Below are 15,801 nucleotides of genomic sequence, written 5' to 3' on the forward strand. Positions count from 1 at the left end.
GTGCGGTCGACGGTCGGCAGACTAAAAAAAAGCGCTGGTAGGAACTAATTTATCGCCTCCGCGGCTGTCCAATATATAGGCTACAACACATCGCTTATACCCGAACGCAACGGGTTTGCTCCCTACATCTTCAAAAGGCTTAGCTTTCAGTACGAGAACGAATATCGGTTAATTGGGGGGCACGGTTTTCCGCTTCCGGGTGAGTCGATGGAAGACGGCAGCCATTTCGAAGACCCCCCGCAGTTCATGCGTGAGTCGGTTGATCTCGCAATTCTGGTCGAATCGATCTTCGTTTCGCCAGACGCGCCAGGCTGGGCGGCTAGCGCCGTTCGGAGTCTGGTTGCGGAAGTCCTACCGAGCGTGTCCGTTCCGCATTCCGATTTACGTTCAGATCCGATTATCTGATTTCGAGAGCGACGTCCCACGCGGCTTATGGTTTAGGACGACCGGCGGAGTCCAGGCGTCGTTCGAACGCGCGAACTCCGCGTTCTCGGCTGGTCACCGCAAGCAAACCTGTCCATCATCGCTCCATGACCGTCCGCACTCCACGGCAGATGACTCGCGACGTCCCGGTATCCATCAAGCTGCTGACGGCCTTTCTGTCGCTGGCGACGATTGCCTACGCGCTCAAGAGCGGTTACCCCTTGCGCTACATCGATGAGCGCGAGTACGTCGAGATCGCCCGGGGGCTTATCGACGGCAACGGGTATCAACTGAAAGGCGGGCCAACGGCTTACAAGCCACCCGCCTGGCCGCTGCTCCTCACTCCGCTGCTCGCGGTCGGGGCTCCGGAACGGCTGCTCCTACTGATTCCAGCGCTGCTGATGATCGTGGCGGCGGTGTGGGCTGGGAAGATCGCCTCAACTGTGTCGCAATCTCGCTGGGGGTGGGTTGCAGCTCCGCTCATGCTTGTCTACCCACTCAACCTCTACATCGGCACCACCCTATACCCGCAGGCCATCGCCACCGCGTGCCTGTTGGGACTGTGGCTCGCATGCAGTCATATAGACGAATCCCGATCGATGAGCGCCCAGCAGTGCATGGGTGCCGGCCTGATTGCCGCGGTCGCTGTCCTGTCGGTTCCGACCATGGTGTTTACGGTTGCCCTAGTCGGTGTGTGGATTGTCTGGAAAACGTCACCGGGGCGAAGGCTTCGGACGGCCGCGATTACCGGTGCTGCGTTCGTCGTCCCGCTGGCTGCCTGGGCCATTCGGAACGTCATCACACTCGGGACCTTCATCCTGCTCAGCACCAGTTCCGGAGGCAATCTCCTATATGGCAACAATTCGAACGCCACGCCCGACTCAGGCACGGCAGCAGACATCTCCACGTACACGTCCGCAGCTCGGGACATGTCCCCGATAAATGAGCAGAACTACTACAAATCGCAGGCGCTGCAGTGGATTCGCGAGAACCCACTCGACGCTTTACAGCTGTACGTCGGCAAAGTGGCAAACTACTTCAACGGGTACAACGCACCTGCCTCAGGGCAGACCGCAGGCACCGGCGCACTCCTTCTCGGCTGGTTCACGTTTATCGCCCTGGTAGCCGCCGTCGTCATCCGAATTATGTTGCGCAGGTATGTTGCGATTGCAGCTTCTGAGAAGCTGTTTCTCGCGATCTTTCTGCTCAACGCCCCCGTGATGGCGGTCTTCTTCACACGCACGCGGTTCCGTCAGCCGCTGGACGCAACCCTCGTAGTTGAAGCTGCAATCGCCGTTGCCGCACTCGTTGTCTACTTGGCTCAACGCCGTCGCGCCGAAGTACCCATCGAAACGCCATCCGGTCAGGTGTAGAGGTCGTCGTCCGAACGTTCGACATCCCCTGCGCTGGGCGTGCGGGCTGGTACCGATGTCCGGTTCAATGAACGCGTGACGAAACAGGGGCGGACCGCGGCGGTCGTTGCCATCCTCATCGGCGTTGTCGTGCTGGTGGCCGGGGTCATGTACGCGACCAGCTCAGACCGCAAGCCGGCCGACGAGAACACCACCGCCGGCCTCACGTTGCCGACGCTGTCGGTGCCCGCGGAGGCGGCGACAGCGGGGCGACTCAATGCTCAACGAGTCAAGGGCACGCTCACCACCCGGTACATCGGCGACTCCCTCACCGTGGGGTGGAACGCATCATCGGAGTCGTCAACGTATCGGGCGCTGATCGATTCGCGCATCGTGCAAGACGGGCCGATCGCCGACACCCAGACCTCAACGAAAGGCGCGACGCTCGCCGAGGTCGCCGCGCAGGTGAAAGCCCCCGCAAATCCGGGCGGTCTGCTCGTGATCGAGCTGGGCACGAACGACGTCAACAAGACCCCAGCGGCGACGTTCGCAAAGCAGTACCGGACGTTGCTCGACCAGCAGCAAGCGAAACGGTCGGTCTTGGTGTGCGTCGGCACCTGGCAGACCGGCACCACCGCGGGAATCGACCAAGCGATCGAACCCCTGTGTAGAGAGTACGGCGGCACCTTCGTTAAGATCGGCGACCTGCGCAAGTACCCGGCGAACGTCGCCCAGAACGGTCAGCCCGCCTACCCCGAGACCGCCGACGGCGCACACCCGAACGACCAGGGCCACAAGCAGATGGCGCAACGGATCCTCGCCGCGCTCGGCTATACCGACGCGATCTAAGCCAAACAGCGGGCGACGAAGGCCATCACGTCACGGGCATCGCCGACTGTGCAAAGAGGTGCCCGCTGGGGTGGGACACGACGCCGCACTAGGTGGCGACCGACGCGAATAAGGCCGCGAGCCCGATGCTGTTCGCGTCCGCGGCTTCACGATAAGACACCTGCTTTGCGGTTGGTGCGGTCGATGCCGAGGTTGCGCTTGCGCGCTTAGTAGGCGGTGATCTGGTGGTGAATCTCGTGGGTCAGCCGACCGCAGATCGCCATCACCGCGGCGATCTCACCCAACTCCAGCGGCGACAGGCCCGCGATGTCGCCACCGATGCCAAGACCGACCATGCTGATCGCCCCCTGCGAGACCGGCGTCGCGGCCATCCGCAGGATGCCGTCGGCTGAGTGCACACTCGGTCGACGCCATCATGGCCAAGAAGGCTTGCCACGCCCGTCGTTGGCCGGTCCCCGGCGCCGACACCGGTCGCCCCGGCGTTGACGTAGAGGCAGTTCGACGCGGGGTTGGTGCCCCAAATGGACCCGACTGGACGACGACGACCCGATCAGCCACCACTGCTAGCTCGCGGCGACCGGACACCACAGCGCGGCCTCGGTGCAGTCTTGGCTCGTGCGGGTGTTGCCGTCGGCGATACGGGAGATCGCGAGACCCCTCGGTCAGAGACGCACGGTGTCCGCGGTGACGTATTCGGTTGGCACCCACACTTGCCCATAGGTTTCCGAAGATGACCGTCTCGGCCTCACGCCGCTCCCCATAGCGCGGTGAGCACACGGTTACCGACTGCAGCCCACGACGTAACGCGGGTGATGCCGACTATTGGTCAACTGGAGACACCGCAGATCCCGACGGCGTGAAACGCGGTTACTCAATGCCGCACTGATCCGCAGGGGGATCCCATGCCCAATCTCTTCTCGCCCTACACGCTCAAAGGTGTCACCCTTCGCAACCGAATCGTCATGTCGCCCATGACGATGTACCGCTCCACCGACGGGAAGATGGACGACTTCCACGTCAGCTATCTCGGTGCCCGAGCCGCCGGCGGATTCGGTCTGGTGTTCCCCGAGCAAGTCGCCATCACGCCGGACGGTCGCACGTCGACAACCTGCTCGGGAATCTGGAAGGACGACCAGATCGAGGGTCACAAGCGCGTCACCGACACCATCAAGATGTTCGGCGGCGTCGCGGGCATTCAGCTCGGCCATACCGGCCGCAAGGGCAGCGAGGTGCCGAAGTACAAGACCATCGACGGGTACCCGGGCGGATCGCAGCTCCCACCCGACCACCCGCAGGGCTGGACCTGCCGCGCGCCGTCTGCGATCCCCTACGGCGGCGACCACTCGTTCCCGGTGCACGAGCTCACGAGAGACGAGATCAAGGATCTCTACAAGAGCTACGCGGACGCGGCTCTGCGCGCGGTTGATGCCGGCTACGAATGGCTTGAGATGCATTACGCACATGGTTATCTCGGGGCCAGCTTCTTCTCACCGCTGGCCAACCAGCGGACCGACGAGTACGGCGGCAGTCTCGAGAACCGGACAAGGTTCCACCTCGAGGCGCTCGACGCGGTACGTGCGGTGTGGCCCGACGAGTACCCGTTCACGATGCGTCTCGGGGCCGATGATCTGCACCCCGACGGCACCCAGTTCGAGGACGCGATCACAGCCATCGGGTGGATGAAGGAGCACGGCCTCGATCTCGCCGACATCTCTCTCGGCTTCAACACCGACGACATGCGCGACAACCCGATGGGCGAGCAGGCGTTCATGCTCTCGCGGGCCGAGCGCCTGAAGTCCGAGGTCGACATCCCGATTGCGACGAGCTGGAATCTCGGAGTGCCGGAGAAGGCCGATGAGGTCGTCCGGAGCGGGATCATCGATCTTGCCTTCCTCGGCCGCCCGGCGCTGTCGAATCCGCACTGGCCGGTATGGGCTGCTCGCGAACTCGGCTACGACAACCCGTTCGAGCTGGTGCCCGATGACTGGCGGTGGTGGCTGGAGAACTTCCGCGGCCACGAGCCCAGCATCGGACTACCCGCTGCCGCCGACATCACGCTTGACGAGGAGTCCGCCGCCTGACCGTTGACGCCACGAGCCGCCTCTCTCGTGCGATCTCGGCATCAGATGGCAGTGAGACCGAACGCCCGGTTGTACTTCTCCGTGGCCCAACGGATGTCGCTCCGCAGTGTCGACGCGAGGACCGCGAGCTCTGTTCGCTGTAGCGGTGGAGTGCTCGCCGAGGTCTGGAACTTCGTGCTGTCGGCGAGGTAGGTCGTGTGCGGGTGGCCGGAGATGTCGGTGCCGGCACGGAAGTCGCACACCGGATCCCTGGAGTGACAGACCGACATCCGCCGAACGTCGGCGAGGGCATAGAACGCGTCGGCGCTCCGATCATCGACACCGCTGACGAACGCACCGACCGGGTTTCGCCACACACCTTCGCCGCCGTCGCCTGTCCCCATGACCCCGTCGGCGCCGGGCTTCTGCAGGGGATCGCCCATCAACAACGCCGCCGCTACCGCTGAGCGTTTCGCCAGTTCGACCGCCACCCCGTGGGCGACCGCCGCGCCCTGCGAAAACCCGACGAGCACGGCCATCGGAGCGCACCCGGGGCTGCCCTCGGATCGCGCGGCGTCGTAGGCAGCGATTGCCGTCGCGACCCCGGATGCCACCGACCGCCCGAAGCTGCGGTGCCGGATCCCGTCCGCGGTGCCGACGGCCTGATACCCGCTGCCCACCGACAGGACCGGTACTGCGCGGATCGCCGTCTGATCGCGGTACGTCGCGGTGAGCAATCGGCTCAGCGTCGCGCCCTCCCAGCCGTCGGTCACCATGTCGCCGTACCGCTGCGGGCCGATACTGCCGTCGCCGCTCCCGCGAATCGGGATAACCACCGCCGGCGCGCACGACAGCGCGGTTGCCGTGGCCGGGGCCGCGGGAACAGCCAGGAGACACGTTGCGGAGAGCCCGGCCACAGCCGCCGCCCACAAACGAATCCTCCACCGCACCCCGCCGATGATGCCGCGCGACCGCTCGGCCAACCCACGCCTCAACTCGGCGACACAGCAGGCTGGATCACGCGTCGATCAGTCCCGGGTCCACGTGCAGGCCGCGCAGGTGCACTCGGGTTGAGGGGGCCGGCGACGCCGCCGTGGGACTCGGTCACCGTCGCCGACCCGCGGCGCGATCAACGCGGCCACCAGAGCAACGAACCGATGCACGAACATCCCTCCACAATCCTCCGTTCAACCGACAATTGCGAGTAACAAATCGGTCTCTCAGTAACTCTTAAGACCCGAGCGAGAGGCCGCCGTCCGCCCACTCGCCATCCGGTCAGATGAACAATCGGTAAACGGGGGTTGTAGTAAGCACAAAGAGCCAGGTCAGACCGTGAGTAACAGTCACCATCCCTTAGACATTCGCCCAGTCGTGACCCCACAATGAGCGTCATGAGCGCAGAGATGCTGATCCTGGTTTTGCTGGTCGTCACGGCACTGGGATTCGACTTCACGAACGGCTTCCACGACACCGGAAACGCGATGGCGACCTCGATCGCGACCGGTGCACTCAAGCCGAAGGTCGCGGTGACCATCGCGGCGGTACTGAACCTCGTCGGCGCCTTCCTGTCGGTTCAGGTCGCGGCCACCATCACCAAGGACGTCCTCAAGATCCAGCAGACCAAGGGCCCGAGCGCGGGCGACCTGGTCAGCGGTCTCGACGGCCAGAAGGCACTGGTCATCATCTTCGCCGGCCTCATCGGCGGCATCCTCTGGAACCTCTTCACCTGGCTGTTCGGCCTGCCCTCGAGCTCTTCGCACGCGCTGTTCGGTGGCCTGATCGGTTCCGGCCTCGCCGCCATCGGCACCTCGGGCGTCAACTGGGAGGGCATCACCCAGAAGATCATCATCCCGGCGCTGCTCGCCCCGGTGATCGCGCTCGTCGTCGCCGCACTCGGCACCTGGTTGATCTACGCGATCACCGCCAAGATCGCCGAGAACAAGAAGGACAGCGGTTTCCGCGCCGGCCAGATCGCGACCGCATCGCTGGTCTCGCTGGCCCACGGCACCGGTGACGCACAGAAGACCATGGGCGTCATCGCCCTCGCGCTCATCGCCACCGGCCACCTCTCGGCCGGCTCGGTCAGCGAAGGCCTGCCGGTCTGGATCGTGTTCTCGTGCGCCATCGCGATCGCCGCGGGCACCTACCTCGGCGGCTGGCGCATCATCCGCACCCTGGGCAAGGGCCTCGTCGAGATCAAGGCACCCCAGGGTCTCGCCGCCGAAGCTTCCTCGGCCGCGATCATCCTCACCTCGAGTGCCGCGGGCATGGCGCTGTCGACCACCCACGTCGCGACCGGCTCCATCCTCGGTTCCGGTGTAGGCAAGCCCGGCGCATCGGTGCGCTGGAGCGTCGCCGGCCGCATGGTCGTCGCCTGGGTCACCACCCTCCCGCTGGCCGGATTGGTCGGCGCCGCATGCTTCTTCATCGCGAACGCCATCGGCGGTGCCCCCGGCGCCATCGTCATCTTCGTGGTCCTGGTCGCGCTCTCGGGCTACATGTACTGGCGCGCACAGCAGCAGAAGGTCGACCACAACAACGTCAACGCCGAATGGGACGAGTCGTCGAACACGGTCATCCCGGCCGAGATCGCCGCCGAGTCGCCGTCCACTGTCGGCTCGCGCTGATCGCCGGACACACAGAGAACCAGGGAACCTGAGATGGAAACCTTCGAAGCGATCTTCAAAGTCCTCGTGATCGGCCTGATCCTCGGCGCCGGACTGCCCGCCGTCTTCGCCATCGGCCTGCGCCTCTATGCCGCCGGATCCGGCGACGTGAACGCCGACGGCAGCACGTCCGCCTCGAATCCCGCTCTGCGGGCTGCGGGTATCGCGCTGTTCGTGCTCATCGCCGCGGTGATCGTGGTCGGGATCCTGTGGATCACGCGCACTACCATCAACTACCACTTCGGGGTGAACCTCTTCCCGTTCGCCCCGGTGAAGTGAGGACCCGATGACCGAGAGCAACACCTTCGAATCAATCCTCGGCTGGTTGCGCGAGGGATACCCCGAGGGCGTGCCGCCCAAGGACTACTTCCCGCTGCTCGCGCTGCTCAAGCGCTCGCTCGACGAGGAGCAGGTCACCCGCGCGATCCTGACGGTGTTCAAAGAACACGGCACCGATGACCCGGTCACCGAGGACCAGATCCGCGGTGCGATCCACAAGGTGATCGAGATCGAGCCGAACCCCGAGGAGATCAACCAGGTGGCGTCCCGCCTGGCGTCGGTCGGGTGGCCGCTCGCAGTGCCTGCTCGGTGACGCCCCCGCAGCTCACGGCAGCTTCTTCAACGTGAGTTTCGCCTGTTTGCGCACCTCACTATCGGGGTCATCCAGGTACGGTTCGATCACCGGGCGCAGACCTGTCGGCAACGGCCGGAACTTGCGGAGGTGCTTGATCGCCAGAGGCCGAACCTTCGGGTCCTCGATCTCGCGGACCACAATCTGCAGCCCGTCCTCACGCCCCTGCTGAATCAACCAATCCAACAACGGCGACCGCCCGCCGATCGATCGATCCTGAGCCAGTCTCGCAATATCGTCGAAGTTCGACGGCATCGCCAAATACAGCAGCGCGTTCGACAATCCGTAAGAGTTGAAATCGCTCAACAGCGGATCGACCTTGTACTGCGTCAGCAGCAATGGAACCGCCTCAGTGCCCAACGCATCCAACGTCGTCAGAGCACGGTACAGCGATTCGCGCAGATCACCGAGATCACGCGGATCCGTCAACGAGGTCCGCTCGTCAACAGTCTTGACCCACTCGATCAGCACTGGAACAAGCGCCGGATACCGCTTCTGAGTGTTTATGAGTTCGACGAGTCTGCGGAACTCGTAACCCGCACGCTCGCTCACCGCTGCAATATCTGCGTTCACCAGAGCGAACGCGGCAAGCCGCTGTTCGGATGGGCCGGGCATCAGTTCAACTCCATTCGGGTGATTGAGAGGCCATTCTCATCGAGTAACTTCTGCAGTGGCCCACTCACCGTTGTCCGGCTGTCCACTACGAGTTCGAAGCGATATCCTCTCTGATTCGCAATATCGATCATGTCCTTGATTTGTTGTGTCGCGCTGAGCGAATTGACATTCTTCACTTCTTTGATGGTCATGGCTTGGGGGTCAAGTTCGTCAGGTATCCTGGTTCTACCATTGATCTCAATTGGCGTTTTGGGAACGTTCGGGTCGATTCCTGCCTTCAACTCACCGATGCGGCCACTCACATTGTTTCGCTGTCCTTGACTGGTGGCGTCTTTCAGTTCCATTCGGAGGAATCGAAGGATTCGCTGACTTTCAGATTCGATGTCAGCTACATGCTCGCCAGCCTTTTCGATCTTGCGGCCGCCGTTGATCTTGCGCACAGCCGACACCACGTTTTTGATCTTCTCGCCATAGCGCGCGACAGTGGCCGCCAGTTTTCCGCCGGCTACAAAACCCCCGAAACCGGCGGTCAAGGCAGTTATTCCGATGCTGATCACGGCGTCGACAGCCAGTTGTTTCGCCATGTCCTCGAGCAGGTCGCTCATCTGCGATCGGACATCGTCGAGGTATTTCTTGTGCTCGTTGACCGCTTCGACAAGTGCAGACGCGGCACCGATGTAGGAGTCGACCGCCGAACTCAGCTCTTCCAGGTCTTCGACGATGGCGTCGACCTCGACACCGTTGAGCTCACTGAAGGACTCCGACGCCGATTGCAGCTGATCGCGCGCCGCGGGGGCCTCGCCGCTCGCGACACGCGACAGCGCATTTGCCACAGCATTCAGCTTGTCGGTGTCTCCGTTCGGAATCGGGATTCCGGCGGCCTGTAGGAGCCCGATGACTTCCTCGAGGCCGTTGCCTACGCCACCTTTTGCACTCTGCACCGCCATGCACTGAGTGAGTGGCGAGCGACCAGGATCTGGAGGAGGGGCTGGGGGCGGTGGAGCACCGATGTTTGATTGTGCCTCCGCAGTGGCGTGGTTGATTCCGGCCTGCCGCAAAATGCATCCGTAGTTGTGCACGCCGTCGGCCAGATTCCGGCCCAGCGATTCGAAGGCACCCGCCAGTGAGTCGTACGCAGTCGCAAACTTGTCGCCGGTCTCATCCGTACCGGCCATCTCGCTCGCTCCCGCGATCGCACTCATTGTCGCCGAGTGGACGTGGGCGATGGAGGCGGCGGCGCCGATAACCGTTGTCGACGCGGCGCAATAGTTCTGGGGCCGGACTACATCCACCATGTTAGCGACCCAGCATCGACAGGTTGGCCGCCCGCGCCGCCGAATAGTTCGAATGCGCTGTCTGGGCGGCGAGCCGCATTTCCTCGAGCTCACCCCTCGCCCGCGACATGGCGGCCTCCCAACGGCTTTGGTGCTCGGTGAAGGCTTTCGCCGCGTCACCCGACCATGTCGTCGAGCACTGTTTCGCAACATCGCGTTCTACGTCGTCCACCAGGCTCGAGAGCTTGCCGAGGAACCGCGAGACCTCGGCGGTCGTCTCGTCCAAGAGCTGCAGGTCAACTGCATACCCGTCGTCCGGACTGCCGCCACTCACAGGTTGAGCCTCGGGCCCGGGGCATCGCGAATTGCGGCCGCCGTTCCTGTGTCGGTCTGCATGTATCGGGTCGCAGACGCTCCGAGCCCGTCGCCTATCGACGACAACTCCGAGATGATGAGCTCGACCGCCTCGTGGAGCTCGCGCCAACTCTCGCCGTACGAGGTCGCCGCGCCTCCCTTCCAGATATCGAGCAGATCGTCGACCTTTCGAGTGATCGCCGTCAGTTCAGTGTTCATCGAGTCCGCGTGTTGACGAGCAGCAGACGCCGCCGAGAGCTGAGCGTCGATCGATACGCGTAACGGATCCATTCACTCGACTCCCGGTCAGGTCCACACGAGATGCGTGGACTTTGCGGCTCTCATGGTTCCGAGGTTGAACGTGGTCGAATCGGGCATCTCATACGGGACGAGGATCTGGAGCGCGAATTCACGATGCTCGAGCAACACCTCGATCTCGGTGTCCTTCGAACCTTCCGGGATAACCTGCGATACGACAGCGACGGACCGAACCTCGTCTCGCAACGACGCCACCCGATCGACGACCCGATCGCGAATGGGAGTGTCTGACATCGTGACACCGTCGGCGTCGTCGTCAAGCGTGCCGACCAAGCCCTTTACCCCGCGCGCATCTACGACGAGCGCGAACGGCGTGAGGCCCCAGTTGGTCGCGATCCGCTCGGCGGCAAGACCGATCACCTCGTCGAGAAGCGAATCGAAGTCAGCCTGGCACTCTTTGCTGGTCTCATCCCTCCAACGCATTGCAGAACCGTACCGTTGAAAAGTGTCGACAGCACGATGGCACCGGTGTCTCGCGGGCCTGGTTCGCACGGCTCGGGGAGTCATCGATGTGGGAAGATTTTGGGGAGTACGTGGAGACCAACCGCCACGTCTTCAACCGCTTTGGGGAGGGACCCATGGACCGACCGCAACTGATGCGCTCGATCATGAACTGGCTGCGCGCCGGATACCCCAACGGCGTGCCGCAGCAGGACTATGTTCCGCTCATGGCTTTGCTACGCCGACAGCTCACCGACGACGAAGTCCACGAGATCGCCGACCTGCTCGTTGCCGAGTTCGACGCTGACCCCACCCACGAACCGATCAGCCGGATCGATGTGGGCGTCCTGATCACGAAGGTGACCGACGAGATGCCGTCGGATGCTGATGTCGAGCGAGTGCGCGCGCTCCTCGAGAAGGCCGGCTGGCAGTTCGACACCGACCACCCCGGCGAAGCTCCGGGTCCGTCCTGAGAACCCTCACCGCACTTCCCCTCGCGTCGGGGCCGTCGGTTCTCGACGTCGTCGACGACCTGCACGCCATCATCGACGGCTCGATCGCTGCGCTGCCCGTGCCCGCCGGCGATCCCCGCGAGATCGAACGACTTGAGTCGGCATTGGGCGCTGGGGAGCAGATCGATGACGACATCGCGTTGGTGATCGCCACCTCGGGCACCACCGGCGTCCCCAAGGGTGCGCTTCACACCGCCGCCACCCTGGCCGCGTCGGCGGCCGCCACCGACGCACGACTCGGCGGGCCCGGCGGATGGTTGCTCGCGCTGCCGGCCCACCACATCGCCGGCCTGCAGGTGCTGTTGCGGTGTCTGCGGGCCGGCTTCACACCAGTCGTCATCGACGTCGCCCGTGGTTTCGACCCGGCAGACATGATCCGCGGTATCGACACGATCGACGGTCCTCGGCGGTACACCTCCCTGGTGCCGACGCAGCTCATCAAGGTGCTCGATGACCCGAATGCGACTGCTGCGCTTCGCGAGGTCGACGCCGTGCTGATCGGCGGAGCCGCGACGCCACAGTTGTTGCAGCAGCGAGCGATTGATGCCCAGCTACCAATTGTGCGTACCTACGGGATGAGTGAGACCTGCGGAGGCTGCGTCTACGACGGCGTGCCGCTCGAGGATGTCGAGATCGTCCTGGACTCGGCGAACGTCGACGGTGTCGGACGGGTGCTCCTACGGGGACCGATGGTCGCTCGCGGATACCGGAACGTGCCGGACCACAGCGCGTTCGCCGTCCCAGGCGAGTACCGCACCGACGACCTTGGCCGCCTCGACGACGGCGTCCTGTCGATCATTGGCCGCGCCGACGAGGCCATCACCACCGGCGGCCTCACCGTGGTCCCCCAGGTCGTCGAAGCGGCCATCCTCAGCGATCCCGCGGTCGCCGAATGCGCCGTGTTCGGCCTACCCGATGAGCGCCTCGGCGAGAAAGTCGTTGCGGCAGTGGTCCCGTCGATCGGCGCCACCATCGACCCCGAACGCGTGCGCGCCGCGGTCACCGAAAGGCTCGACCGGTCTGCTGCGCCGCGCGATGTCCATATCGTCGACGCGCTCCCCCTTCGCGGACCGGGCAAGATCGACCGGGCAGCGCTGCGGCTGTCGCTGAGCTGACGCTCGAATGGTCGCTAGTGCACGCCCCCTGCGCGGATGCGCAGTACCTCGTCGACACCTGCGATCACATTGCCGCGATCGACGTTGCACAGCTGGTCGACGCACCCGAACGGTTGGGTACTGTGCGCCGCTGCATCGTCAAAGGTCAGGATGTGACCTGGTAGTTCGCCGTGCTTGATGCGGTCGTCGATTTCGGAAACGACCCGTTCGACCATCTCTGTCCATTGCCCATGATTCATAGAGCCCCTCTCCCCGGCCGCGATGATAGCGACCGAATGCCGCGATGGCGATCGCCAGAACCCGACATTCCACCCCGGGAGTTCTCATCAAGCACACTGGTCACATGCCCATCGACCCGGACTTCTTCTACGCACTGGTCGTCATGAACCTGCTGTTCGTGACCGCCGCGTGGTCGCTGGCACGACCCAGCGTGATCTCCTCGGCAATCCTGACAACCGTCGCGGTCGTGTGGGTGCTCGCGAACGGCCCCATCGAAGGCCACGTGATCCTCAGCTTCAATCTCCACCACGGCGTCACCGAATCGGACCTGTTGTCGGTGATCGCCGTTCTGATCGCCGGCGTCGGCGGCTGGAGAGTTCGGCGATCACAGAAGTAGCCGGCACGGCACATCGGGGGCGCGCACACGACAACGCCCGCGCCTGACGAGCAGACGCGGGCGTGTCGTTTTCGCGCTCGCCTAGCGGCCGGGCCAACTGGACGGGGCCATCGCCCATCCGAGATAGGTGCCGGAGCGCGCCGGGCTGGGCGAACTCATGTAGTTGACGGTCGGCCCTGGCATACCGCCGGAGACGTAACGCCCACCACCGATCGCGAGGGCGACGTGGCCGTACCCCTTGTCGAACGAGCTCTTCGAGAAGACCAGCGCGCCTGCGGGCGGAGTGCCGGTTCGAATCGCACCGGATGACCGCAGGGCGTTGAACATCTGGATCGCCGAGCCATAACGACCGCGCGTTCCGAATGCGTTCTCCACGAACTGCTGGCAGGCAAAGTTGTATGCCTGCGAACCCACCTGGCTGACCGCCCAGGAGATGGCCTTGCTCTCACGTGAGCCCGACGATTGCGCCGGAGCAGCAGGCGCGGGCTGTGACGACACACCGCAGGGCCCTGTCACGGTGTTGTTCGTGCCGGTCGAGATGTCGATGTCGGCGACGAAGCCGCCATCGTTCACCTGATACCAGATGTCGCTCTTCCCGCCCGGGACATACTTGCTGAACGCGCCCGAGACGGCCTGGCCGCGCTTGTAGCAAACCAGGGTGAGAGTGGAATTCTTGGCGTACCAACCGAGTTGGCGCGACTTGAGCGTGGCATCGGACATCTTCTGGGTTTGGACAACCGCGCGAGCGGTCGGGGCGGCCGCGGCCGTCCCGATGCCCAGCGTCGAGACCAGCCCCAAGCCGACCCCGAGTGTCACCACCGACACCGACGCCCGCCGAATGAGCCGTCTCGTCGAGAACTTCAGCATTGTGCCTCCGAATTGTTGCTGTGGGTCCCCTCTTCGACTCCGGTGGAATCGATCTCCCTTCAACCGGGGACAGCAAACGAAAGCTATCCGAGACAGCGCGCGATGACAGTCCTCCGATTTCACGACAGCTACGTCAAGCAATTGTGTAGCACCGCAAAGCAATCCGCGCACCAGAGCCCGTGGGCAGCGTTTGCTCATCGTGCTTCACACGTCGGAATTGGGCGCCGGCAAGCACTACGCCGACGAGTTCACCCTGCCGGCAGCAACCGCACCCTCCGCACCGCGTTTCGGGAGTTCGTAGACGCGACCCCGCGGCCCGGCGGTCACCACCGGTCGATGTGCCGGACCTCGCCCGCGTGAGCGCCCGGTGCCACTGTCGTGCGTTCGGGTGACGCTGAGCGAATGCGGTCGGAGTGACAATCGCGCAATGAGGAAGATCGCTGATCCGCAGGCACCGTCGTGGGGGTCACGCCTGGTCGGCATGGAAGGTCTGCGAGGGCTCGCGGCCACCACCGTCCTCATCCAGCACGTCAGCGTGAACCTTGCCGGGAGTGTCGACAAAGGGGCCGCCGACCCGCCGATCGCTCTGATGGACCAGGGCCTCACGCTCTTCTTCACCCTGTCGGGGTTCCTGCTGTACCGCTCGTTCGCGGCGGCGATCGTCACGGGCAGACGATTCCCCGTGATCGGAGGCTATTTCCGTAATCGCGCAGTGCGCATCTTTCCCGTGTACATCGTGATCCTGCTCGTGGCGTCGCTCGTGGTGGGCTCGGCCTTCCGTCGCGCGATACTCCCCGGCGATGGGCCCGAGGGCGTCCCCGACACCGTCGGCTACCTGACCGACCCGGTGAAGCTGCTCTCCAACCTCTTCATGGTGCAGACACTGTTCCCATCCACGATGAGGACCGGTCTGGGGGTGTCGTGGAGCCTGACGGTCGAGCTGATCTTCTACCTCGTGCTCCCGGTTCTCGCCTGGGTTGCGTTCCGACTGCGTCGCTCGAGACGCGGTGCCGCGCTTCTCGCCCTGGCCCCAGCGGTCGTACTGCTCTTGCTGGGTCTTCTCGGTAAGGCCGTGCTCGCGAAGGTGTCGAACCCGACATCGTTCGCCGACTGGTTCTACCTCGAATGGGGCGGCAGCTGGACGGCCGTGCTCGCTCGATCCTTCTTCGTCCACGCCGACCTGTTTGCATTCGGCATGCTGGCCGCGGTCATCGCGGCACTCTTCGCCGCCGACGTTCTGCCGCCCCATCTCGTCACACCGGCGCGCTGGACCGCGCTCCTCACCGGCGCCGTCGCGGCATGGCTGGCCCACGGGACCGTCCTCCAGAACACCGGCTTCGCCGTGTTGTTCGGCGCGGTCGTCCTTTTCGTAGCCCTACCTGCCGGTGCGCCGGGAGTGGCCGCGCGGGTGCTCGACTGGCTGCCGTTCCGGTTTGTCGGCGAGGTGTCCTACAGCGTCTACCTCTGGCACATGCCCGTCATCTGGACGCTGGCGCGCCATCACTGGGCTTTCCCCGCGACACTGCCCGGCTTCTACGCCAATGTCGTCCTCGTCTTCGTGGTGACGCTGCTCTTGTCGTCGGCGACATATCTCCTCATCGAGAAACCCGCGCAGCAACGATTCCGGCGCCGCACCGACCAGCAGACAGCACAGGGCGGTTCGGTACCCGCCACCGCAGTCGGTCGCGAGGTTTCTCGGAAGTAGTGT

General features: G+C 64.2%; 19 protein-coding genes. 10 read left to right on the forward strand and 9 right to left on the reverse strand.

What is annotated here, in order from left to right; all coding sequences use genetic code 11:
* Positions 1-530: 530 nt before the first annotated feature.
* Both ASG12_RS18820 and ASG12_RS18825 read left to right on the forward strand, forming a co-directional pair.
* Positions 531-1,796 (forward strand): hypothetical protein, encoded by a 1,266-nt coding sequence (locus ASG12_RS18820; RefSeq protein ID WP_156378184.1) that lies wholly within the window; start codon positions 531-533, stop codon positions 1,794-1,796.
* Between the two features lie 75 nt (positions 1,797-1,871).
* A complete protein-coding gene (locus tag ASG12_RS18825; RefSeq protein ID WP_156378185.1) occupies positions 1,872-2,624 on the forward strand; it encodes an SGNH/GDSL hydrolase family protein in 753 nt (250 codons plus the stop codon).
* A gap of 206 nt (positions 2,625-2,830) precedes the next feature.
* On the opposite strand, the gene ASG12_RS18830 is transcribed toward ASG12_RS18825, so the two are convergent.
* Complete coding sequence (locus ASG12_RS18830; RefSeq protein WP_055793011.1) at positions 2,831-3,022, reverse strand: hypothetical protein; 192 nt, start codon at positions 3,020-3,022, stop codon at positions 2,831-2,833.
* Positions 3,023-3,526: 504 nt separating this feature from the next.
* On the opposite strand from ASG12_RS18830, the gene ASG12_RS18835 reads away from it, so the two are divergent.
* Positions 3,527-4,705 carry an NADH:flavin oxidoreductase/NADH oxidase gene (locus ASG12_RS18835; RefSeq protein ID WP_055793014.1) on the forward strand — a complete coding sequence of 393 codons (1,179 nt, stop codon included), beginning with the start codon at positions 3,527-3,529 and terminating at the stop codon, positions 4,703-4,705.
* 41 nt (positions 4,706-4,746) lie between these two features.
* On the opposite strand, the gene ASG12_RS18840 is transcribed toward ASG12_RS18835, so the two are convergent.
* Positions 4,747-5,520 (reverse strand): cutinase family protein, encoded by a 774-nt coding sequence (locus tag ASG12_RS18840; protein WP_156378186.1) that lies wholly within the window; start codon positions 5,518-5,520, stop codon positions 4,747-4,749.
* 555 nt (positions 5,521-6,075) lie between these two features.
* Here ASG12_RS18840 and ASG12_RS18845 point away from each other — a divergent pair.
* The 3 genes from ASG12_RS18845 to ASG12_RS18855 are packed head-to-tail and all read left to right on the forward strand — an operon-like array spanning position 6,076 to position 7,942.
* Entirely contained in the window at positions 6,076-7,311 is a 1,236-nt protein-coding gene (locus ASG12_RS18845; protein ID WP_055793018.1) for an inorganic phosphate transporter, read from the forward strand.
* Positions 7,312-7,344: 33 nt separating this feature from the next.
* Positions 7,345-7,629: a hypothetical protein gene (locus ASG12_RS18850; protein ID WP_055793021.1), complete on the forward strand. Its 285-nt coding sequence runs from the start codon at positions 7,345-7,347 to the stop codon at positions 7,627-7,629.
* Positions 7,630-7,636: 7 nt separating this feature from the next.
* Positions 7,637-7,942, forward strand: a complete 306-nt coding sequence (locus ASG12_RS18855) for a DUF3349 domain-containing protein (protein ID WP_055793024.1) — start codon at positions 7,637-7,639, stop codon at positions 7,940-7,942.
* Positions 7,943-7,954: 12 nt separating this feature from the next.
* Here the strand turns inward: ASG12_RS18855 and ASG12_RS18860 are convergent, their stop codons facing one another.
* Genes ASG12_RS18860 through ASG12_RS18880 form a run of 5 tightly spaced genes read right to left on the reverse strand, consistent with a single transcriptional unit; the run spans position 7,955 to position 10,965 of the window.
* Entirely contained in the window at positions 7,955-8,596 is a 642-nt protein-coding gene (locus ASG12_RS18860) for a hypothetical protein (protein WP_156378187.1), read from the reverse strand.
* Complete coding sequence (locus ASG12_RS18865; protein ID WP_055793029.1) at positions 8,596-9,891, reverse strand: putative toxin; 1,296 nt, start codon at positions 9,889-9,891, stop codon at positions 8,596-8,598. Before ASG12_RS18865 ends, ASG12_RS18860 begins: the two co-directional genes overlap by 1 nt.
* A 1-nt stretch (position 9,892) precedes the next feature.
* A complete protein-coding gene (locus tag ASG12_RS21920; RefSeq protein ID WP_055793031.1) occupies positions 9,893-10,204 on the reverse strand; it encodes a WXG100 family type VII secretion target in 312 nt (103 codons plus the stop codon).
* A complete protein-coding gene (locus tag ASG12_RS18875; RefSeq protein WP_082502157.1) occupies positions 10,201-10,515 on the reverse strand; it encodes a WXG100 family type VII secretion target in 315 nt (104 codons plus the stop codon). The genes ASG12_RS21920 and ASG12_RS18875 overlap by 4 nt, the downstream gene beginning before the upstream one ends.
* Before the next feature lie 15 nt (positions 10,516-10,530).
* Complete coding sequence (locus ASG12_RS18880) at positions 10,531-10,965, reverse strand: hypothetical protein (protein WP_055793036.1); 435 nt, start codon at positions 10,963-10,965, stop codon at positions 10,531-10,533.
* 155 nt (positions 10,966-11,120) lie between these two features.
* On the opposite strand from ASG12_RS18880, the gene ASG12_RS18885 reads away from it, so the two are divergent.
* A complete protein-coding gene (locus ASG12_RS18885; protein WP_055793848.1) occupies positions 11,121-11,456 on the forward strand; it encodes a DUF3349 domain-containing protein in 336 nt (111 codons plus the stop codon).
* Positions 11,453-12,610, forward strand: coding sequence for an o-succinylbenzoate--CoA ligase (gene menE / locus ASG12_RS18890; RefSeq protein ID WP_082502158.1), 1,158 nt, complete (start codon positions 11,453-11,455; stop codon positions 12,608-12,610). Before ASG12_RS18885 ends, menE begins: the two co-directional genes overlap by 4 nt.
* 14 nt (positions 12,611-12,624) lie before the next feature.
* Here menE and ASG12_RS18895 read toward each other — a convergent pair whose 3' ends face one another.
* A complete protein-coding gene (locus ASG12_RS18895) occupies positions 12,625-12,825 on the reverse strand; it encodes a hypothetical protein (RefSeq protein WP_055793042.1) in 201 nt (66 codons plus the stop codon).
* Positions 12,826-12,953: 128 nt separating this feature from the next.
* Here ASG12_RS18895 and ASG12_RS18900 point away from each other — a divergent pair, with 128 nt between their 5' ends.
* Positions 12,954-13,226 (forward strand): hypothetical protein, encoded by a 273-nt coding sequence (locus tag ASG12_RS18900; protein WP_055793044.1) that lies wholly within the window; start codon positions 12,954-12,956, stop codon positions 13,224-13,226.
* Positions 13,227-13,307: 81 nt separating this feature from the next.
* Here ASG12_RS18900 and ASG12_RS18905 read toward each other — a convergent pair whose 3' ends face one another.
* Positions 13,308-14,093: a CHAP domain-containing protein gene (locus ASG12_RS18905; protein WP_055793047.1), complete on the reverse strand. Its 786-nt coding sequence runs from the start codon at positions 14,091-14,093 to the stop codon at positions 13,308-13,310.
* Positions 14,094-14,520: 427 nt separating this feature from the next.
* Between ASG12_RS18905 and ASG12_RS18910 the strand changes: the two genes are divergently transcribed.
* Positions 14,521-15,798: an acyltransferase family protein gene (locus ASG12_RS18910; protein WP_055793051.1), complete on the forward strand. Its 1,278-nt coding sequence runs from the start codon at positions 14,521-14,523 to the stop codon at positions 15,796-15,798.
* The last annotated feature ends 3 nt before the right edge of the window (positions 15,799-15,801 follow it).

Origin of the sequence: Williamsia sp. Leaf354 (assembly GCF_001424365.1) — a bacterium.
Taxonomy (GTDB): Bacteria; Actinomycetota; Actinomycetes; order Mycobacteriales; family Mycobacteriaceae; genus Williamsia_A.